The 20,764-nt window shown below is 75.5% G+C and carries 13 protein-coding genes and 1 pseudogene; 8 read left to right on the top strand and 6 right to left on the bottom strand.

Annotated elements, in window-relative coordinates; genetic code table 11:
- Positions 1 to 72 precede the first annotated feature (72 nt).
- The gene (locus FJQ57_RS13140; protein ID WP_139980983.1) at positions 73 to 1,395 is read right to left on the bottom strand and encodes an ABC transporter substrate-binding protein; all 1,323 of its coding nucleotides are present in this window, start codon (positions 1,393 to 1,395) and stop codon (positions 73 to 75) included.
- 139 nt (positions 1,396 to 1,534) lie between these two features.
- The gene (locus tag FJQ57_RS13135) at positions 1,535 to 2,281 is read right to left on the bottom strand and encodes a DUF554 domain-containing protein (RefSeq protein ID WP_139980981.1); all 747 of its coding nucleotides are present in this window, start codon (positions 2,279 to 2,281) and stop codon (positions 1,535 to 1,537) included.
- Positions 2,282 to 2,371: 90 nt separating this feature from the next.
- On the opposite strand from FJQ57_RS13135, the gene FJQ57_RS13130 reads away from it, so the two are divergent.
- On the top strand, positions 2,372 to 2,962 hold the full coding sequence (locus FJQ57_RS13130; protein WP_246081794.1) for a GNAT family N-acetyltransferase: 591 nt from the start codon (positions 2,372 to 2,374) through the stop codon (positions 2,960 to 2,962).
- Here the strand turns inward: FJQ57_RS13130 and FJQ57_RS13125 are convergent.
- Positions 2,959 to 3,366: a PaaI family thioesterase gene (locus FJQ57_RS13125; protein WP_246081793.1), complete on the bottom strand. Its 408-nt coding sequence runs from the start codon at positions 3,364 to 3,366 to the stop codon at positions 2,959 to 2,961. The two genes, FJQ57_RS13130 and FJQ57_RS13125, sit on opposite strands and share 4 nt — an antisense overlap.
- Between FJQ57_RS13125 and polA the strand changes: the two genes are divergently transcribed.
- On the top strand, positions 3,365 to 6,112 hold the full coding sequence (gene polA, locus FJQ57_RS13120) for a DNA polymerase I (RefSeq protein ID WP_139980975.1): 2,748 nt from the start codon (positions 3,365 to 3,367) through the stop codon (positions 6,110 to 6,112). The genes FJQ57_RS13125 and polA overlap by 2 nt on opposite strands.
- 1,054 nt (positions 6,113 to 7,166) lie before the next feature.
- On the opposite strand, the gene FJQ57_RS13115 is transcribed toward polA, so the two are convergent.
- On the bottom strand, positions 7,167 to 8,420 hold the full coding sequence (locus tag FJQ57_RS13115; protein WP_246081792.1) for a lipopolysaccharide biosynthesis protein: 1,254 nt from the start codon (positions 8,418 to 8,420) through the stop codon (positions 7,167 to 7,169).
- A 45-nt stretch (positions 8,421 to 8,465) separates the two neighbouring features.
- Here FJQ57_RS13115 and FJQ57_RS13110 point away from each other — a divergent pair, with 45 nt between their 5' ends.
- The 5 genes and pseudogenes from FJQ57_RS13110 to FJQ57_RS23810 all read left to right on the top strand — a co-directional run.
- Positions 8,466 to 10,172, top strand: coding sequence for an MmpA family trehalose lipid delivery protein (locus tag FJQ57_RS13110; RefSeq protein ID WP_139980973.1), 1,707 nt, complete (start codon positions 8,466 to 8,468; stop codon positions 10,170 to 10,172).
- Between the two features lie 66 nt (positions 10,173 to 10,238).
- Positions 10,239 to 10,400, top strand: a complete 162-nt coding sequence (locus tag FJQ57_RS22560; protein WP_170219428.1) for a hypothetical protein — start codon at positions 10,239 to 10,241, stop codon at positions 10,398 to 10,400.
- A 10-nt stretch (positions 10,401 to 10,410) separates the two neighbouring features.
- Positions 10,411 to 11,679 carry a glycosyltransferase family 4 protein gene (locus FJQ57_RS13105; RefSeq protein ID WP_246081791.1) on the top strand — a complete coding sequence of 423 codons (1,269 nt, stop codon included), beginning with the start codon at positions 10,411 to 10,413 and terminating at the stop codon, positions 11,677 to 11,679.
- A complete protein-coding gene (locus tag FJQ57_RS13100; RefSeq protein WP_139980971.1) occupies positions 11,669 to 12,424 on the top strand; it encodes a class I SAM-dependent methyltransferase in 756 nt (251 codons plus the stop codon). Before FJQ57_RS13105 ends, FJQ57_RS13100 begins: the two co-directional genes overlap by 11 nt.
- A gap of 26 nt (positions 12,425 to 12,450) precedes the next feature.
- Positions 12,451 to 15,555, top strand: a pseudogene (locus tag FJQ57_RS23810) (DUF3367 domain-containing protein); the annotation flags it as partial.
- Positions 15,556 to 16,433: 878 nt separating this feature from the next.
- Here FJQ57_RS23810 and FJQ57_RS23335 read toward each other — a convergent pair.
- Complete coding sequence (locus tag FJQ57_RS23335) at positions 16,434 to 17,705, bottom strand: acyltransferase family protein (RefSeq protein WP_246081790.1); 1,272 nt, start codon at positions 17,703 to 17,705, stop codon at positions 16,434 to 16,436.
- Positions 17,702 to 19,549 carry a hypothetical protein gene (locus FJQ57_RS22555; RefSeq protein WP_170219427.1) on the bottom strand — a complete coding sequence of 616 codons (1,848 nt, stop codon included), beginning with the start codon at positions 19,547 to 19,549 and terminating at the stop codon, positions 17,702 to 17,704. Before FJQ57_RS22555 ends, FJQ57_RS23335 begins: the two co-directional genes overlap by 4 nt.
- Before the next feature lie 136 nt (positions 19,550 to 19,685).
- On the opposite strand from FJQ57_RS22555, the gene pgfA reads away from it, so the two are divergent.
- Positions 19,686 to 20,630 (top strand): cell envelope lipid trafficking protein PgfA, encoded by a 945-nt coding sequence (gene pgfA / locus FJQ57_RS13085; RefSeq protein WP_170219426.1) that lies wholly within the window; start codon positions 19,686 to 19,688, stop codon positions 20,628 to 20,630.
- The last annotated feature ends 134 nt before the right edge of the window (positions 20,631 to 20,764 follow it).

Raw genomic sequence — 20,764 nt, 5'->3', positions numbered from 1 at the left:
CCCGGAGACGCAGGACGGGCCCGAGACCGTGTGGTCTCGGGCCCGTCCGCGATCAGGCCGGTGGGGGCTCGATCAGATCTGGCCGTCGATGAACTCGACCGGAGCGTTCTTGTTCTGGCCGTCGTACTCGTAGATGCCGATCGAGGCAGCGGTCGGGCTGCCCGTCTCACCGAGCTCGATCGGGCCGGAGGCGCCGTCGTAGTCGATGTCCTGGCCGTCCTCGAGGAGGGCGACGCAGTCGGCAAAGGTGGTGCACTTCTCGCCGTCCTTGGTGACGTTGACGATCTCGCTGGCCACGGCCTCGCCGTTGTCGCTGCCGGCGGCGATGGCCGCGAGGGCCGAGACCATGACGGCGTCGTAGGACTCCGCGGCGTAGGCGTAGGAGGTCAGCTCGGGGTCGACCTCGAGGAGGCGCTCCTGGAACTCGCCGCCGGTGTCGGCGCCGGGGATGGTGCCCTTGACGCCCTCGAGGGTGCCCGGGGGCAGGCTCGGGTCGGAGTCGGAGCTGTAGTCGGCGGTGTTGCCGTCGACGAAGTAGGTGTCGACGTCGGCCGGCCCGGCACCCGCGGTGATGAGCTGCGGGACGATCGTGGCGGTCTCCTCGAAGCCGATGAGGACCAGGGCGTCGCCACCCGCGTCGGCCGCCTCGGCGACCTGCGAGTCGTAGCTCTGGGCGTTCTCGCCGTAGAAGACGGTGGCCGCGACGGCCGCACCCTGGGCCTCGAGGTTGTCCTGGACCTGCTGGGCGAGGGTCTCGCCGTAGGCGTCCTGGCGGGCCATGATCGTGACGTTGCTCTTGCCGTCCTGGATCAGCAGGTTGGCCAGCACCGCACCCTGGAGGATGTCGGAGGGGGCCGTGCGGAAGTACAGGTCGGGCTCGGCGTAGGCGCCCTCGTCGAAGTCGGTCGAGGTGTTGGCCGGGGAGAACATCACGACGCCCGCGTCCATGATCTGGTCGATCGCGGTCATCGAGACACCGGACGACGCGGCGCCGACGATGACGTCGGAGCCGGCCTCGATCAGCTTGGTGGACTCGGCCGGCGCGATGCCGGAGTCGGTGTCGCCCGAGTCGCCGCGGACGTGCTCGACGTCCTTGCCGAGGACGCCGCCGCCCTCGTTGATCTCCTGGACGGCCAGGTCGACGCCCGCGAACTCGGGCGGGCCGAGGTAGGCCAGCGAGCCGGTCTCGGGGAGCAGGGAGCCGAAGACGAGGGTGCCGTCGCCCTCCGGGGCGGTGCCGGCGTCGGCGCTCTCGCTGGTGCTCTCGCTCGCAGCGGCGCTCGAACCCTCCTCGGCGTTGGGCTCGTCCTCGGAGCCGCACGCGGCCAGGACGAGCAGGGTCGCGACCGCAGCGGTCGCGAGACGCGCGCGGCGTCGGGTGGTGGTGCGGGTCATCCGTCCTCCGGTTGTCGTGGCTCCGCTGGTGGAGCCTGGGGGTTCGAGGACGATATCGACGTCGCGCGGCCGGGACCGGGCTCTCCGCACAACTGATGCCTTTGTGGCCGATTCGTTATCTGGTGGGCTGCGCCACACCTCAACGGAGAGCGGCGACGAGCGTGACCAGGGCGGGGGCGACCAGGAGGGCGGGCAGCAGGTCGGCCACCGCGACGTCGCGGATCCGCAGCAGCCGCAGGGCGACGCCGACGAGGAGCAGGCCGCCCGTGGCGGTCACGGCGGCCAGGTGCGGGGCGGGCACGACGTCGCCGAGCAGCACGCCCACGACGGTCAGGGCGCCCTGGACCACCACCACCGTCAGCGCGCTCGCCGCGACGCCCCAGCCGAACGACGCCGCGAAGGCGATCGCCGCGAACCCGTCGAGCGTGGCCTTGAGGAACAGCTGGTCGGCGCCGTTGCCGAGACCGTCGTCGAGGGAGCCGAGGATGGTCAGCGGCCCGGTGCAGAAGACGAGCGAGGCGACGACGAACCCCTCCACGAAGCGCTGCCGCTCCGCGGAGTCCTGCGACCCGGCGAGGCGCCGCTGCAGCCACGCGCCGAGCCCCTCGACCCGGCTCTCCAGCCGCAGCAGGGAACCGGCGATGCCCCCGAGCAGCACGGCCCCGAGCACGATGAGCATCGGTGCGCTGTCGCCCACCTCGGCGGCGAGGTCGGGATCGAGCACCGCCATCGCCGAGGTCGCCGCGATGAGCAGGGTGACCAGCCCGAGCCCGTCGGTGACGAGCTCGCGGGTGCGCTCGGGCAGGCGGTCGCCGACCAGCCGGCCGAGGAGCGCGCCGAGGAGCACGGTCGCCACGTTGACGACGGTGCCGATGCCGGGGAACACGGGTGCCGACCTCCTCTGTCGCCGCGAGCAGCCCGAGCGTAGTGTTCGACCTCGTCCGGCGGATGCCGGCGGGGGATGCAGGAGGCGCACGTGACCCGGTCGATGGTGACCCTGCGCGAGGCGGAGGCGGGCGACGTCCTGTTCCTCGCCGAGCTGTGGGAGTCCTCGCTGCGCCGGGCCGACCACCAGGACCAGGTCGCCGACCTCGAGCAGGTCGTCAAGTCCGCGGGCGGCTCCACCGAGCAGCGCATCGTCGTCGCCGAGTACGACGGCCGCCCGGCCGGGGCGGTGCTGCTGCGCATCACGACGGTGACGCCGCTCAACCTCGACCCGGTCGTGCAGGTGCTCTCCCCGGTCGTGCTGCCCGAGTTCCGGCGCCACGGCGTCGGCCGGCTGCTGATGGACGCCGCCCTGGCCTACGCCGAGGACAACGGCGTCACGCAGGTCTCCACGGCCGCGGCGGCCGGCTCGCGCGACAGCAACCGCTTCCTGGCCCGGCTCGCCTTCGCCCCGCTGCTGACCTACCGGGTCGCGCCGACGGTGTCGGTCCGGGCCCGGCTCGCGGCGCAGCGACCCGTCGTCGCCCCGACCGCGGCCGGTGGCCGGCAGCTCGGCCGGGTCCTGGCCGCCCGCCGGTCCCAGCGCCGGGCCCTCGGCGCGCAGCCCCCGACGGCTCCCTAGCCGCCGATCTGCTCCTGGGCCACCAGCGAGCAGGTGATGCGCGCGGTGCACACGCGCTTGCCGCGCTCGTCGGTGACCACGACCTCCCAGCACGCGCTGGAGCGGCCCAGGTGCACGGGCGTCGCCGTCCCGGTGACCGTGCCCGACCGGGCGCTGCGGTGGTGGGTCGCGTTGATGTCGACGCCGACCGCGAGCTTGCCGAGGCCCTGCGCGTGCAGGGCCGAGCCCACCGAGCCGAGGCTCTCGGCCAGGACGACCGAGGCGCCGCCGTGGAGCAGGCCGTAGGGCTGCTGGTTGCCCTCGACCGGCATCGTGCCGACCACGCGCTCGGTGCTGACCTCGACGAGCTCGATGCCCATCTTCTCGTTGAGGGGGCCCATCGGCATTCCGTCCATCTCGTCCATGAGCGCCATCCTGCCGGAGCGAGCGCTGTCCGTGGCGACGGCTAGGGTCGGCCCCGTGACCGAGGCGACCCCCGTCCCCGCCGCCGAGCGGCCGCGGCTGCTGCTGCTCGACGGCCACTCGCTGGCCTACCGGGCGTTCTTCGCGCTGCCGGTCGAGAACTTCTCGACCACGACCGGCCAGCACACCAACGCCGTCTTCGGGTTCACCTCGATGCTCATCAACATGCTGCGCGACGAGAAGCCCACCCACCTCGCCGTCGCCTTCGACGTCTCGCGCCAGACCTTCCGCATGGCGGAGTACGCCGAGTACAAGGCCAAGCGCAACAAGACCCCCGACGAGTTCAGCAGCCAGCTGCCGCTGATCGAGGAGGTCCTCGACGCGCTGCAGGTGCCGTTCCTGAAGAAGCCCGGCTTCGAGGCCGACGACATCATCGCCACGCTCACCACGCAGGCCCTGGCCGAGGGCATGGACGTGCTCATCCTCTCCGGCGACCGCGACGCGATGCAGCTGGTCACCGAGCACTCGACGTTGCTCTACCCGATGCGCGGGGTCTCCGAGATGGCCCGGATGACGCCGGAGGCGGTGGAGGCCAAGTACGCCGTCCCCCCGCACCAGTACCCCGAGCTCGCCGCCATCGTGGGCGAGACCTCCGACAACCTGCCCGGCGTCCCCGGCGTCGGCCAGGGCTTCGCGGCCAAGTGGCTCAAGCAGTACGGCGACCTCGAGGGCGTCATCACCCACGCCGACAAGATCACCGGCAAGAAGGGTGAGGCGCTGCGCGAGCACCTCGACGACGTCATCCGCAACCGGCGCCTCAACGCGCTCGTGCGCGACCTCGAGCTCGACCTCCACCCGCGCGACCTCGCCCGCCGCGCGTGGGACCGCCAGGAGGTGCACACGCTCTTCGACGGTCTGGAGTTCCGGGTGCTGCGCAACCGGCTCTTCGAGGAGGTCGACTCCGTCGAGGAGCTCGACGAGGCCGGCTTCGAGCTCGAGGGCGCGGCCCTCGAGCCGGGCGCGGTCGCGGCCTGGCTCACCGAGCTCGGCGGCGAGCGCACCGGCCTGCACGTGCGTGGCCGCTGGGGCGGCGGCACCGGCGAGGTCGACGGCATCGGCCTGGCCACCGAGGCCGGCCGCTCGGCGTACGTCGACGCCACGACGCTGACCCCCGACGACGACGCGGCCCTGGCGGCCTGGCTCGCCGACCCGGCCTCGCCCAAGGTGCTGCACGACGCCAAGGGCCCCGAGCTCGCGCTCGCCGCCCACGGCTGGCGCCTGGCGGGCGTGGTCAGCGACACCGCGCTCGCGGCCTACCTCGTGCGCCCCGACCAGCGCTCCTACGACCTGGCCGACCTGACCGTGCGCTACCTCAAGCGCGAGCTCAAGCAGGAGGCCGCCGAGGACGACCAGGGGCTGCTGTTCGACGCCGAGGTCGACGTGGCGAGCCCGGCGATGCTGCACGCCCGGGCCGTCCTCGACCTCGCCGAGGCCCTCGACGCCGAGCTCGACGAACGCGGTGGTGGCCCGCTGCTGGCCGAGGTCGAGCTGCCGCTGGTGCACCTGCTGGCGCGGATGGAGCAGACCGGCATCGCCGTCGACGTGCCCTACCTCGAGGGCCTGCAGTCGGAGTTCGACGCCGAGGTGCGCAAGGCCGCCGAGGCGGCCTACGACACCATCGGGCGGGAGATCAACCTCGGCTCGCCCAAGCAGCTGCAGGCGGTGCTGTTCGACGAGCTCGAGATGCCCAAGACCAAGCGCACCAAGACCGGCTACACCACCGACGCCGACGCCCTGCAGCAGCTGTTCGTCAAGACCGAGCACCCCTTCCTGGCCCACCTGCTGCGCCACCGCGACGTGATCCGGCTGCGCCAGACCATCGAGGGCCTGCTCAAGACCGTCGCCCCCGACGGACGCATCCACACCACGTTCAACCAGACCATCGCGGCCACCGGGCGGCTCTCGAGCACCGAGCCCAACCTGCAGAACATCCCGATCCGCACCGAGGAGGGCCGCCGCATCCGGCGCGGCTTCGTCGTCGGCGAGGGCCAGGAGTCGCTGATGACGGCCGACTACAGCCAGATCGAGATGCGGATCATGGCCCACCTGTCCGAGGACGACCTGCTCATCGAGGCGTTCAAGTCGGGCCAGGACTTCCACTCCATCACCGCCGCCCGCGTCTTCGACGTGCCCGCCGGGGAGGTCTCGGTCGAGCAGCGGGCCAAGATCAAGGCGATGAACTACGGCCTGGCCTACGGGCTGTCCGCCTTCGGCCTCGGCCAGCAGCTCGGCATCGAGCCCAGTGAGGCCCGCGGCCTGATGGACGAGTACTTCGAGACGTTCGGCGGCATCCGCGACTACCTGCAGGGCGTCGTGGCCCAGGCCCGCAAGGACGACTACACCTCGACCATCATGGGCCGGCGCCGCTACCTGCCCGACCTCAACTCCGACAACCGCCAGCGCCGCGAGATGGCCGAGCGGATGGCCCTCAACGCCCCCATCCAGGGCTCGGCCGCCGACCTCATCAAGGTCGCCATGCTGCGCACCCAGGCCGCCCTCGACGCCAGCGGCCTGCGTTCGCGGATGCTGCTCCAGGTCCACGACGAGCTCGTGCTGGAGGTCGCCCCCGGCGAGGCCGCCGACCTCGAGGCCGTCGTCCGCCAGCAGATGGCCGGCGCCGCCGACCTCACGGTCCCGCTCGACGTCTCGGTCGGCACCGGTCCGTCCTGGCACGACGCCGCGCACTGACTGGATGGTCGCCTCCGGCGACCCCGCGTCCGTCCCGCGCGGCCGCCTGGACTCGCTGCCGCCGGCCTGTTCCGCGCGGGCCCGTCCGCCGGGGTCGCCTCCGGCTCCGTGCGCCGCGTGGCCCGGTCCTGCTGTGGTCCGGGCGCCTGTGCCGGGTTGCATGGCTCCGGGGACCCCGCGTCCGTCCCGCGCGGCCGCCTGGGCTCGCTGCCGCCGGCCTGTTCCGCGCGGGCCCGTCCGCCGGGGTCGCTTCCGGCTCCGTGCGCCGTGTGGCCCGGTCCTGCTGTGGTCCGGGCGCCTGTGCCGGGTTGCGTGGCTCCGGGGACCCCGCGTCCGTCCCGCGCGGCCGCCTGGGCTCGCTGCCGCCGGCCTGGTCCGCGCGGGCCCGTCCGCCGGGGTCGCTTCCGGCTCCGTGCGCCGCGTGGCCCGGTCCTGCTGTGGCCCGGGCGCCTGTGCCGGGTTGCGTGGCCCCGGGGACCCCGCGCCCGTCCCCGCGGTCGCCTGGTAGCGGCTGCCGCGATCCAGGCGTCGCGGGGCCCGGGTCGCCGGGCACCTCTACGCCTCCGTGCGCCGTGTGGCCCGGTCCTGCTGTGGCCCGAGCGCCTGTGCCGGGTTGCGTGGCCCCGGGGACCCCGCGCCCGTCCCCGCGGTCGCCTGGTAGCGGCTGCCGCGATCCAGGCGTCGCGGGGCCCGGGTCGCCGGGCACCTCTACGCCTCCGTGCGCCCTGGGCCCCGGTCCTGCTGTGGCCCGGGCGCCTGTGCCGGGGTTGCGTGGCTCCGGGGACCCCGCGTCCAACCCGCGCGGCCGCCTGGACTCGCTGCCGCCGGCCTGGTCCGCGCGGGCCCGTCCGCCGGGGTCGCCTCCGGCTCCGTGCGCCGCGTGGCCCGGTCCTGCTGTGGCCCGGGCGCCTGTGCCGGGTTGCGCGGCTCCGGCTCCGGCTCCGTGTGCCGTGTGGCCCAGTCGTGCTGAGGCCCGAGCGCCGGCGGTGGGCCACCGCCTCCGGTGACGACGCGTCCGTCCCGCGCGGCCGCCTGAGCTTGCTGCCGGAGAGGATCAGCCGTCGAGCCGTGGCGTCCGCAGGGCGGGGACGAGGAGGGCGGCGAGGAGGAGGGAGTCGACGGCGACGACGACCACGACGAGCGAGGTGACCGAGCCGGCCAGGGTGGCGGCGGCGACGGCGAGCACGACGAGCACGGCCCACAGGACCAGCAGCGCGCGGCTGGCTTCCTGGGCGAGCAGGGCGTAGACCAGCAGCTGGACCATCGAGAGCAGGGTGCCGAGCACCGCGAACAGCCACAGCTGCGACTGCACCTCGGCGTACTCCGACCCGCCGACGAAGACCAGGGCGAGCCCGGAGAGCAGGTACGTCGCCAGCACGCCCACGACGCCGAGCACGCCGACCAGGGCCAGGCTCAGGCGCAGGGCGCGGCGGCGGGCACCGGAGTCGGCCATGTCGGGGAAGGCGACGACCACGACGAACTGCGGCAGGAACAGCATCGCCTTGGTCAGGATCAGGCCGGCGGCGTACAGGCCCGACTCGTGGTCGGAGAGCACGTTGCGGGCGACGATGACGTCGACGTTGGAGAGGGCGAAGAAGGCGAGCAGGGCCTGGGAGTTGCGCAGCGACTCCCGCACCAGCGCCCGTCCGCCGTGGTCGGTCCCGCTGCCCTCGTCGTCGACGTGGCCGCGGTCACGCAGCGCCCACCAGCCGACCAGCACCGGGGGGACGGCGCCGATGAGCACGGCGAGGATGGCGACCAGCTCCTCGGGCCGCCACAGCAGCAGTCCCGCCCCGGCGACGAGGCGGGGGACGCCGGCTGCGACGTAGAGGACCGCGAGGGGGCGCCACCGGCGCTCGCCCTGCAGGATGCCGGCCTGCCCGCCCATGACCGTGAGGGGCACGGCGATGAGGCCGACGACCACGGCGGTGGCCAGGCTCTCCAGGCGCAGCAGGACGTTGGTGAGGGGGGCGAGGAGCACCAGGGCACCACCCAGGCCGAGGGCGGCCCGCAGCGTCACCCGCCGGATCCCGTGCTCGATCACGCGGACGTCGCCCGGAGCGGCGGCGACCCGCCGGGCGGCGGTGGCCTGGAGGGCCAGGGAGACGACGGCGACGACGAGCATGAGGTTCATGACGGCCGCCACCGCGCCGTACTGCTGCGGTCCGAGCGCGCGGGCGGCGAGGATCGTGAAGCCGTAGGTCGCGATGTTCATGACCCCGATCGCGAGCGCGATCAGTCCGCCCCGAGCGGTCGCCGTCGCCTCGTCGGTGTGGTCGACGGGGGCGGTCGGGGACGGCTCGGGCACGCCGTGGAGTGTGGCACGCCGAGCCCGGGTGCTTGGATCCCCCGTGTGGGCTGGCGGCGGTGGCAGGCGTGGGCGCCGGCGTGCTGGTCCCTGGCGCTCGCGCTGCTGCTGCTCGGTCCGGCCCTCGGCCCGGGCCTCGTGCTGACCTACGACATGGTCTGGGTGCCTGACCTCGCGGTGCGGCCCGACGTGTGGGGCCTCGGCTCCGCCCTGCCGCGGGCGGTGCCCTCCGACGCGGTCGTGGCGGTGCTCGACGAGGTCGTGCCGGGTGCCGTGCTGCAGCACCTGGTGCTGCTCGGCCTGCTCGTCGCCGGCGGCACCGGGGCCGCGCGGTTGCTGCCGGGGGAGCGGCTGTCGCCCCGCCTGGTCGCCGTCTCCGCCTACGTGTGGACGCCGTTCGTGGCCGAGCGGCTCCTGCTCGGTGCCTGGCCGGTGCTGGTGCTGCACGGCCTGCTCCCGTGGCTGGTCCTGCTCGGTCGCCGCTGGCGCACGACCGGACGGCTCCCGCCGGCCCTGCTGGTCGTGCTGCCCCTCGGCTGCCTGTCGGCCAGCGCGGGCGTCGCCGCGGTCGTCGCCCTGCTGGCGGCGACCGCCGGACCGCGCCGCCCGACGTACGGCGCCGTGGGGCTGCTCGCCGCGGCCAACGCCCCCTGGGTGGTCACCGGCCTCACCCACGCCGCCGACGCGACGAGCGACCGGGTGGGGGCCGAGGTCTTCGCCCTCGACGGCCACGGCGTGCTGCCCGCGCCGCTGGAGGCCCTCGCGCTCGGCGGCACGTGGAACAGCGAGGTCGTGCTCCCGGCCCGCGGGGGCGTGCTGGCCTGGGTGGGCCTGGTGCTGCTGGTGGCGGTCGCGGCCACCGCGCGCTCCTGGTGGCGGGCCACCGGGCGCCGCGACGCCCTCGCCCTGGTGGTGCCGTGGTCGGTCGGCCTCGTCCTCGCGCTGGTCACCTGGGCGGCGCCGGGAGCCGTGGGCTGGGTCGCGGCGACGGTGCCCGGCGGCGGCCTGCTGCGCGACGGCGCGCGGTCGCTGGTGCTCTGCGCGCCGCTGGTCGCGGTGCTCGCCGGCCACGCCGCCGGTCGCCTCGTCGACCGCCTCGCCCAGCGGGTCGACGACCCCGCGCCCCGGGCGGTGCTCGCCGGCGGGCTGGTGCTCGTGCCGCTCATGCTGCTGCCCGATGCCGCGCTCGGCCTGGCCGGCCGTCTCGGCGTCGTCGAGACGCCCGCGTCGTACGCCGCCGCCCGGGAGGCCGCGGCCCGGGTCGACGGCGACGCCCTGGTGCTGCCGCTGACGGCCTACCGGGCCCCCGCGTGGAACGACCGGCGCCCGACCCTCGACCCGATGCCGCGGTGGCTGCGCAACGACGCGGTGGCCAGCGACCGGTTGCTGGTCGACACCGACGACGGGCCGGTGGTGGTCGCGGGGGAGGACCCCCGGGTCGCCGCGGCCGACCGCGCGCTGGCCGCGCCCACGCCCGAGGCCCGGGCCACCGCCCTGGCCGCCCTCGGGATCGCCGTCGTGGTCGTCGAGCGCGATGCGGGCGAGGCCCCCGAGGTCGCGGGGCGGGTGCTCCTGGAGCGCCCCGAGGTCACCGTCCTCGCCCTGGCCGACCCCGCCGAGCGGGACCGGTCGCCCGGCTTGGTCTTCGTCACGTCGCTCGCGTGGGCGGCGTACGCCGGCGGCCCGCTCGCCGCAGTTCTTCTCGGTCTGCGCAAGATCGTCAGGACAATCCGCCGACGAGTACGCAGGTGACCGTGGTCACTGTTACCGTGAGGTAGTCCCTCGGGAGGGGACGCGCTGTTCCTGGGAGGAAACATCGTGGGTTCGATCGTCGCTGCCTTCGGCAGCCTGTTGATCGGTGGCGTCGTGGCCACCACCACCATCGTCGGGGTGGTGCAGTCGCAGACGGCGCCACCGCCGCAGAGCCCGGTGAGCGTCACCGGCGACACGGCCGACATCGTCGGCTACGGGTCCGACTGACGTGGCGGCGGTGCGAGCCGACCAGCCCGCGACCGCCAGCACCTCGATCGACACCAGCACGGCTCACCACCCGCTCCGGGGACGCCACGTCGTCTTCCTGAGCTGGCGGGACACGCGCAACCCCGAAGGCGGCGGCGCGGAGCTCTACCTCGAGCGGATCGCCGAGGGCCTGGTGGCGCGCGGGTGCGCGGTGACGGTGTTCAGCGCGGCGCACGACGCGGCGCCGGCCGACGAGGTGCGCGACGGCATCCGCTACGTCCGGCGAGGCACCAAGACCACGGTCTACCTCAAGGGCGTGCGGGCGCTGCGGCGCGGCGACCTCGACGGTCCGGACGGCCAGGGGCCCGACCTCGTGGTCGACGTGCAGAACGGCCTGCCCTTCTTCAGCCGGTTGGCCACCAAGGTCCCGGTGGTGGTGCTCGTGCACCACGTCCACCGCGAGCAGTGGCCGGTCGTCTACCCCGGCCTCGTGGGCCGGGTCGGCTGGTTCGTCGAGCGCCGGCTGGCGCCGTGGTTCTACCGCCGCAACCAGTACGTCGCGGTCTCCGCCGCCACCCGCGACGAGCTGCGCGAGCACGGTGTCGAGGGCGAGCGGGTCGCGGTCGTGCACAACGGCACCGACCCCGTCGTCCCGCTCGTGGCCGGGGCGTCCCCGACGCCGGTGCTGGCCACGGTGGGTCGCCTGGTCCCGCACAAGCAGGTCGAGCACGCCGTCGACGTCGCCGTGGCGCTCCGCGAGGAGCACCCCGACCTGCGCCTGCACGTCGTCGGCGGTGGCTGGTGGGACGAGGAGCTGCGCGCCCACGCCGAGCGCGTCGGTGCCGGCGACACCGTCGTCTTCGAGGGCCACGTCGACGAGGCCCGCAAGCACGAGGTCTACGAGCAGGCCTGGCTGCACCTGATGCCGTCGCTGAAGGAGGGCTGGGGCCTGGTCATCGGCGAGGCCGGCATGCACGGCACCCCGACGGTGGCCTACGCCTCCGCCGGTGGGGTCCGCGAGTCGATCGACGACGGCGTCTCGGGCGTCCTGGTCGACGACCACGAGGGCCTGCTGGCCCAGACCCGTCGCCTGCTGGCCGACCACGCCGAGCGGGCCCGGCTCGCGGCCGGCGCCCGGGCCATGAGCCACGCCTACTCGTGGGACAGCGCCCAGGAGGCCTTCAGCCGGGTGCTGCTCGCCGCGCTCGACGGCGAGCGCATCGCGGGCGCGCCCGTAGCGGCGCCGACCCCGGTCGCCCCTGCTGTCGTGGAGCAGCCAGACTGGTCGCGTGCCGGCTGAGACGACCCCCGGGCCCTGGCGCCCGTCGCTGCGTCGCTCGGTGCGCCTGCTCGACGACTTCCGCTACGAGCAGCCCGACCCCGACCGGTTCTACCGCGCGCTGGCCGCCGACTCCGTCGGCCAGCTCGCGACGTACGCCGACCTCGACGGCGCCGCGCTGCTCGACGTCGGCGGGGGACCGGGCTACTTCCGCGACGCCTTCCAGGCCGCGGGGGCGACGTACTGGGCGCTCGACGCCGACGTCGGCGAGCTGGCCGGCCTGGGCGAGATCGCGGCCGGCACGGTGGTGGGCAGCGGGCTGCAGCTGCCGTTCCGCGACGACTGCCTCGACGTCTGCTACTCCTCCAACGTCCTCGAGCACGTGCCCGACCCCTGGCGGATGGCCGAGGAGATGGTGCGGGTCACCCGGCCCGGCGGCCTCGTCTTCCTCAGCTGCACCGTGTGGTGGGGGCCGTGGGGCGGCCACGAGACCGCTCCGTGGCACTACCTCGGCGGCCAGTACGCCCGTCGGCGCTACCGCCGGGTCCACGGCCACGAGCCCAAGAACAAGTACGGCGAGTCGCTGTTCGCCGTCACCGTGGCCGCCGGCACCCGGTGGGCCCGCCGCCGGTCCGCGGCCCCCGACGTCGACCTCGTCGCGCTGCTGCCGCGCTACCACCCGTGGTGGGCCCGCTGGGTGGTGCGGGTGCCGGTGCTGCGGGAGCTGGTGACGTGGAACCTCGTGATCGTCCTGCGCAAGCGGTGACGCCCGGGCCGGAGCCGATCCCGCGGATGCGCCTCGCCGCGGCGTGCGCCCTGCTCGTGGGCCTGGCCTTCGTGCAGGACCCCGGGTTCCTGGTCGCCGACACCAAGCTCGACCTGGTCGGCGACCCCACCGGCTTCCTGGGCCGGGCGCTGCACCTGTGGGACGCCGAGGGCGCGTTCGGGCAGGTGCAGAACCAGGCCTACGGCTACCTGTGGCCGATGGGCCCGCTCTTCGTGCTCGGCGACCTGCTCGGCGGGCCCGGGTGGGCGGTCCAGCGGGCCTGGCAGGCGCTGGTGCTGTGCACCGCGCTGGTCGGGTCGGCCCGCCTGGCCCGGTCGCTCGGGGTGCGCTCCGACCTGGCCTGCCTGGCCGCGGGGGCGGCGTACGCGCTGTCGCCGCGGATGCTCACCGTGCTCGGCCCGATCAGCATCGAGGCCTGGCCCTCGGCCCTCGCGCCCTGGGTGCTGCTCCCGCTGGTCGTCGGCTCGACCCGCGGCTCGGCCCGCCGCGCCGCGGCTCTCTCGGGCCTGGCCGTGGCCACGGTCGGCGGGGTCAACGCGGCGGCGACCTTCGCGGTGGTGCCGCTGGGCGCGCTGTGGGTGCTCACCCGCGCCCGCGGCCCGCGCCGGCGCGCGCTGCTGGTGTGGTGGCCGGTCTTCACCGCGCTCGGCACGCTGTGGTGGCTGGTGCCGCTGTTCCTGCTGGGCGCCTACAGCCCGCCCTTCCTCGACTACATCGAGACCAGCGCGGTCACGACGTTCCCGACCACGCTCGTCGACACCCTGCGGGGCACCTCCAACTGGGTCCCGTACGTCGACCCGGCCAGCCGCGCGGGCAACGACCTCATCACCACCGGCTACCTCGCGGTCAACAGCGGCGTCGTGCTGCTCGTCGGGTTCGTCGGGCTCCTCGACCGCGCCAACCCGCACCGGCGCTTCCTCGGCCTGGGCCTGGCCACCGGCGTCGTCATGGTCACCGCGGGGCACGTCGGGGCGGTCGACGGCTGGCTGGCCGGTGACCTGCGCACACTCCTCGACGGTGCGCTGGCGCCGCTGCGCAACGTGCACAAGTTCGACCCGGTCGTGCGGCTGCCGCTCGTGCTCGGGCTGGCCTGGGCCCTCGACCGGGTGCTGACCGCCGAGGTGCGGCCCGGGGTGCTCCGGCCGCGCCTGGAACGGGTCGCCTTCGTCGCGATGGCCCTGGTGACCGTCGCCGGCGCGGCGCTGCCCGCCCTCTCGGCGCGCGTGGAGCCGGCGGGCGCGACGCTCGCCGTGCCCGACTACTGGGTGGAGGCGGCCGCCTGGCTCGAGGACGAGACCGACGGCGGGGTCGCGCTGCTCGCACCCGGGTCGGCCTTCGCCTCCTACGCCTGGGGCACGCCCCGCGACGAGCCGATGCAGTGGCTGGCCGGCTCGCGGTGGGCGGTCCGCAACGTCATCCCGCTCACCCCGACCGGCGGCATCCGGATGCTCGACGAGGTCGAGCGGCGGCTCGCCTCGGGCGACGGGTCGCCCGCGCTCGTCGACCTGCTGCGCCGCGCCGGGGTGGAGCACCTCGTGGTCCGCGGAGACCTTGCGCCGTCCGCCGACGTGCCCGACCCGGTGCTGGTCCACCAGGCCATCGCCGCCTCGCCCGGCCTGGAGCTCGCGGCCGCCTTCGGGCCGCCGGTCGGCGGCGAGGCGCACCTCGAGACCCCCGACGCGCGGGTGGTGGTCAACTCCGGCCGCCAGGCGTCGTACGCCGCGATCGAGGTGTACGACGTCGGCGGCCGCCCCGCCGCGACGGCGCCCGGGGTCGCGGTGGTCGCGGGCGGCCCGGAGGACCTGGCCGACCTCGACGGGCTCGGCGTGCTCGACGGCGAGCCGGCCGTCCTGGGGGTCGACGTGCCTGACGGCGACCTCGACCGGCTGCCGGCCGACCGGCTGGTGCTCACCGACGGGCTGCGCGACCGCGAGCGCGACTTCGCCCGCATCCACGACGGCTACAGCGCGACCCGCGACCCGGGCTACCCGCGTCGCACCACCAACGCCACCGCCGACTACGTGCTCGGGCCCGGGCGCGACGGCGACCAGCCGTGGCGCACCCGCGTCCGGCTCGACGGCGCCCGCGCGCTCGACGCGTCGTCGTCGGCCTCCGACGCCAACGCGCCGGGCGGGGCGCGCCCCGGCGAGATGCCGGCCGCCGCCCTCGACGGCGACCGTGCGACGGCCTGGGTCTCGGGCGCGCCGGTCGAGGGCCCCGCGTGGTGGCGGGTGCGGCTCGACGGCCCGCTGCCCGACGCCGTGGAGCTCACCGGTGCCGCCACGGCCGCAGTCAACCAGTCGGTCCGGCTGGTCACCGCCGGCGGCAGCAGTGAGCGGGTCGCCCTCGGGCCCGGTGACACCCGCGAGGTGCCCCTGCCCGCGGGGTCTGCCGACTGGCTGCGGGTCGAGGACGCCAACCCCTCGGGTGGCCGGCTCGCGCTCGCCGAGGTAGACCTCGACGTGACCCGCAGGCTCGCCCTCCCGACGCTGCCCGCCGGGTGGTCCGGCCCCGACGCCGTGGTCCTGCGGGCCGCCCGCGACGCCCGCACCGGGTGCGTCGACGTCGGCACCGACGTGCGCTGCGCCGCCGACCGGGCGGTGCCCGCCGAGGAGCCCCACGACCTGCGCCGTGTCGTCACGCTGCCCGAGTCCGCGTCGTACGACGCCGAGGTGCAGGTCGTGCCGCGGCCCGGCCGACCCCTCGACCGGCTGGCCCTGCGCGGCCAGGCCGTCCGGGTGGCCGCGAGCACCGCGCCGGTGCCCGACCCGAGGGCCGGGCCGCTGGCCGCCGTCGACGGCGACGCCGGCACGACGTGGCTGGCGGCGACCGACGACGAGCAGCCGACGCTCACGGTGCGCTGGCTCGACCGGCGCCGCGTCGACGGCATCACGGTCGAGACCGACGCCGACACCGCGGCCGCCGCACCGACGCGGCTCGAGGTCCGCTGGCCCCGGGGCAGCGTGGAGGTCGACGTCGTCGATGGCCGCGCCAGCTTCCCGCCGGTGACCACGCGCCGTCTCCGCATCGTGGTGCTCGAGGCCGAGCCCGTCGTCGACCTCGACTTCGAGGCCCGCTCGCGCGCGGTGCCGGTGGGCATCACCGAGCTCGCCGTCGACGGCGTGCCCTACCTGCCCCTGGGCCTGTCCGCCGACGCGCGCCCGCTGCCCTGCGGTTCCGGGCCGACGCTGCGAGTCGGCGACGAGGTCGTGCGCACCGCGGTCACGGCCTCACCGCTCGACCTGGCGCGCGGCCGGCCGGTCGACGCCGAGCCGTGCGGTGCGACGACCGCGGTCGACCTCGACGCCGGCGAGACGACCGTCGACGTCGTCGGCAGCCCGGCCTTCGACGTCGCCTCGGTGGTGCTCACCGCACCCGACGCCGCGTCGTCGGCGTCCGGCGCCGACCCCGCGGCCCTGACCACCGACGGGCCCACCCGCCGCGACGTCGAGGTCGGCGACGACGCCCGTCTGGTCGTGCTCGGCGAGAACACCAACCCCGGCTGGGAGGCGAGCGCCGCCGGCGCGGACCTGCGCCCGGTCGTGGTCGACGGCTGGCAGCAGGGGTTCGTGCTGCACGACGGCCCGGCCGCGGACGACGGCGCGGGGACCGTCGAGGTCGTCTACGCCCCCGACACGACCTACCGCCTCGGGCTCGTCGCCGGCGCCCTGGCCCTGCTGGCGCTGCTGGCCGTGGTGCTGCTGACCCGCCGCCGCTGGCGCGGACCCGACCACCCGCCCGTCGGCACCGGCCGGCTGCCCGCACCCGTGCTGCTCGTCGCCGCTGCGCTGGTCACCGGGTGGGTCGCCGGCACGACGGGCCTGGCCGTGGCCGCCGTCGCCTCGGCGGCGGCCTGGGCGCTGGACCGGTGGCTGCCGGAGGCGGCACCGCTGGTGCTGGCCCTGCCCTGCCTCGTCGCGACCCTGCCCTACCTGGTCACGCCCTGGGCGAGTGCCGACGGCTGGGCCGGCGAGTCGGCGTGGCCGCACTACCTCGTGCTGGTGCCGCTCGTCTCGGTGCTCGTCCTCGCCCGCGACCGGGGCGACCGGGGCGACCGGGGCGACCGGGGCGACCGGGGCGACCAGGACTTCAGCCGCAGCGCCGGCCGCTCGACCACCCGGTAGGCCGCCTCGGCCACGACCAGGCTGGTGCCCAGGGTCAGCAGCCACAGCGGCAGCAGGTGCACCTCGAACAGCGTCCAGCCGGTCACGTGCATCACCAGGTGCAGCACGGGCAGGTGCAGGGCGAACAGGCCGTAGGAGATGACGCCCAGGTGCCGCGCGACCGGGTGGCCCAGCACCCGGGCGTAGGTACCGTCGGCCGGCGCGAAGACGCCGGTGACGACCACGAGGGCCCCGACGGCGGCGTACAGCAGGGACTTGGTGAGCGACTCCGCGGCCGTCGGGGCGGCGAGCATCGACGGTCCGGCCAGCGGGGTCGCGCTGACCAGCAGCAGCCCGGCGGCCAGCGCCCAGCACACGCCCGGCTGCCGGCCGAACCGCACCACGCCCTCGACCAGCGGGCGGACCAGGCGGCCGGTCGCGCCGCGCACGTGCAGCTCGTGCACGACGGCCAGGCCGATGCCGAGCGCGAACCACGACAGGTACGCCGGCAGCCACTGCAGCGGGTTGCCGGTCGTCGACGCGCCGACCCGGGCCGCACCGTCGACGTGCCACCAGCACGTCGCCGCGACCATCGCGGCCAGCACCAGCGCCACCCGGCCCGCACGGAACCCGCGGCGGCCGAGGGCGAGCAGCATCAGCAGGGGCAGCAGCAGGTAGAAGGTGACCTCGACGGCCAGGGACCACATGTGGGTCAACCCGGCGGGGTCGGGGGCGTCGGTGAACGTGTCGAGGAGCAGCAGCGTCACCACCCACTGCGCGGGTGACCGGCCGGCGTTGTCGCCGATGAGCGCCAGGGCCAGCACGGCGGCGACGAGGTAGAGCGGGACGATGCGCAGGGCCCGCTTCCACAGGTAGCGGCCGGCGCCGGGGGCGGGACGGTCGTCGAGGGAGCGGGCGACCCACGGCCGCGAGAGCAGGAAGCCGGAGAGCACGAAGAACAGCGCGACACCCACGTCGAGCCGGGCCAGCAGCGTGCCCCACGCGCCGGCCACGGTGTAGTCGCCGGCCCAGAAGGCGACGTGCGTGGTGAGCACCGCCACGGCCCCCACGGCGCGCAGCGCGTCGAGCGCGGGGAAGGTGACCGCGGGTCGCTCGCCCGGCGCCGCGCCCGCGACCGGGGTGTCCAGGGCGCTCACCAGGCCGGCCCCGGGGCGAGGGGGCCGGCGACGAGGTCGTCGAGGCACACGGTGGCGTCACCCTCGACGGTCACCGTGACCTCGTCAGCGCCGGCGGCGAGGTCGACGAACACGCTGCCGAGCCCGCGGCCGACCTGGGCCTCGCCGCTCGCCTCGCCCGCGGTGACCCGGAGCGTGTCGGCGGCCGAGGTCAGGTAGGGCAGCCGCAGCCAGTAGACCCCGGCCGGCACGGGCCGGTCGAGCGCGATCGTGGTCGTCGGGTCGTCGGCGTCGAGGCGGTGGCCGCAGGCCGGCACCGGTCCGGGCTCGCCCGCCACGACCGGCGTGACCACGGCCTGGGTGAGGTGGCCGAACCCGTCGACGTGGCCCAGGCGGGTGCTGACGGGGGGAAAGGCGACGTCGAGCCCGGCCTGGGGGAGCAGGCGCCCGAGGGTGTCCCACGGCGCGACCGAGGCCGGCACGACCTGCTCGGGCACCGGGGCGTCGGCGAGGTCGACCCGGCCCTGCCCGGCGAGGTCGCCGCGCACCCGGTCGAACCAGGCCTGGGCCGGGAAGTCGTCGTGCCAGGCGCGGGCGTAGCCCACCTGGCTGACCAGGCCCGAGACCAGCAGCAGGCCGGCCGCGACCAGGGGCAGGCGCGCCCACCCGGACGTCGGGCGGCCGGGCCGCGCCTCGGTCGGCTCGACCGCGCCGCGGACCCGCATGGTGGCCAGGCCGAGGCACAGGCACGCGACCGGGACGACGTCGGTGAGGTAGCGGTACTCCAGGCCGACCACGCCGCCGACGAGGGGCGCGCGGGTCGTGAGCACGAGCAGGTAGGCGCCCACGACGTAGGCCACCAGCAGGCCCCACACCCGTCCGGTACGGCGGCGGCGGCTCGCCAGCACGACGGCGACCGCGAGCAGCACGACCCACGAGGCCGCGACCGCGAGGGCCGGCGGGTCGGCCAGCGACGTCGGCGGGGCGAGCGACTGCCAGCGCCAGGGCCCGCCCAGCAGCCCGGTCGGCAGGGCCTGGCCGATCATCGTGCGGGCGAGGTCGCCGGCCACCGGGGTGCCCGGGTCGCCGGCGGTGACGATGGAGGGCACGGCGCGGATGTACCACGCGACGAACGCGACGCCCCCGGCGACCAGCACCGCCGCCGGCAGCGCGTGGCTGCGGGCCGCGTCGCGCACCCGGGCCAGCGGGCGACCGGAGGTGAAGTGGGCCAGGGTCAGCCAGGCCAGCACGCCCACGACCAGCACGGCCTTGACGTAGGCCAGCAGCCCGACGCCGACCACCGCGACCGTGACGACCCACCACCAACGGCGACCGGTGCGCAGGTGGCGCACCCAGGCCGCCACCGCAGCGCACAGCACGGCCTGCAGCGGCAGCTGGTTGAGCGCGGCCGCCCACCACAGGGTCGCGGGCAGCAGCACGGCCGAGCCGAGGTAGGCCGCGAGCGGCAGCAGCACCCCGCGGCGCGCGCCGAAGAGCTCCAGCAGCATCCACACCAGGGCGGCGTCGGCCAGGGCCACCATCACCAGCAGCGAGGCCGCCGCCGCGGGCCACGACAGCGGGCCGGCGGCGTCGACCGCCCAGGCGACCAGGCGACCCAGGGGCATGAACTGGCCGGCGTACGGCTCGAGGAGCGCGTGCGGGTCGAGCCCGCCTGCCGCTGCCTCGCCCAGGAGCGCGTGGTCGTCGACGTAGAACCACGACGGCCACACCATCCAGGCCCGCAGGACCAGGTGGGCGGCGACGAGGAGCCCGACGACCCCGAGCACGAGCTCGCGCTCGGTGAAGCCCCCGCGCTCGTCGGTGACGACCTCCGGCGCGGTGGTCGTCGGGGCGGCGCTGGACACCCGCCCATGGTCCCACGTGACCCCCTCCCACGACCCGATCCACGACAATGCTGCGGGGCGGGTTACCGACGCGTATGGTGTGACAGCCGTTACTTGGGAGGGTGCGGCGACCTTCGTGTCCTTGGGAGGGGATGACGTGCGCAAGACCGTTGGATTCGTGCTGCTCGCACTCGGGGCGGCCCTGCTCGCCGTGGGCGTGGTGACCACCGCCTGGGCCCCGGGGGTCGTGAAGAAGACCCCCGTCGACGTCAACACGACGACCCGCCTCGAGGGCACCGGGGCGCGGCTCGACGCCGAGACCGGCGAGCTCGCCGCTCCGCGGCCCGTGCGCGTGACCAGCGTGTCCCAGGTCGACAGCGACGCCTCGACCGACGCCGACGCGGTGTTCGTGTCCTACCAGTGCATCAACTACACCGACGAGGGCGAGACGCCCGACTGCATCTCCGACCCCGACGACCCGCGGACGTTCTCGATCCCCGAGCCCGACCGGTTCGCCACCGACCGCGTCAGCGGCGAGGCCGTCAACGACGCCGAGGGCCTGCCGGCCGACGCCGTGCCCCACGAGGGCCTGGTCAACAAGTTCCCCTTCGACACCGAGCAGCGCACCTACCCGGTGTGGGACGGCCTGACCCAGCGGGCCTGGGACGCCGAGTTCGTCGGCGTCGAGGACCTCGAGGGCGTCCAGACCTACCACTTCCGGATGACCGTGCCGCGCACCGACGTCGACGAGATCGCCGAGGACACCCCCGGCAGCTACGCCAACACCGTCGACATCTGGGTCGAGCCCACGACGGGCTCCATCCAGCGCCAGGCCCAGGACCAGCAGCGCTGGCTGGCCGACGGCACCCAGGCCGTCGACCTCAAGGTCGACTTCACCGATGAGCAGCTCGCCCGGAGCGCCGCTGACGCCGAGGACAGCGTGGCCAGCCTGCAGCTCGTCACCCGCACCATGCCGCTCGTCGGCTTCATCGGCGGGGCGCTGCTGCTGCTCGCCGGGGCCGCGCTGGTGCTCACCGCCCGGCGCAAGCCCGGCGCGGGCGAGCCCACCCCGAGCGAGCCGCGCGAGCCCGTCAGCGTCTGAGTCCTGGCGACGCAGGTCGGCGCCGAGGACGGCGGTGCCGGGGGTGATCCGCCCCCGCGCCGCCGACCAGCCGCCCCAGACCCGGTCGTGGCCCGCGGGCCACTCCGGCTCCAGCAGCGTCGTCAGGGCGAAGC

The sequence above is a fragment of the Nocardioides litoris genome, assembly GCF_006346315.1.
GTDB lineage: Bacteria > Actinomycetota > Actinomycetes > Propionibacteriales > Nocardioidaceae > Nocardioides > Nocardioides litoris.
This window is presented reverse-complemented; position numbering and strand designations above follow the sequence as displayed.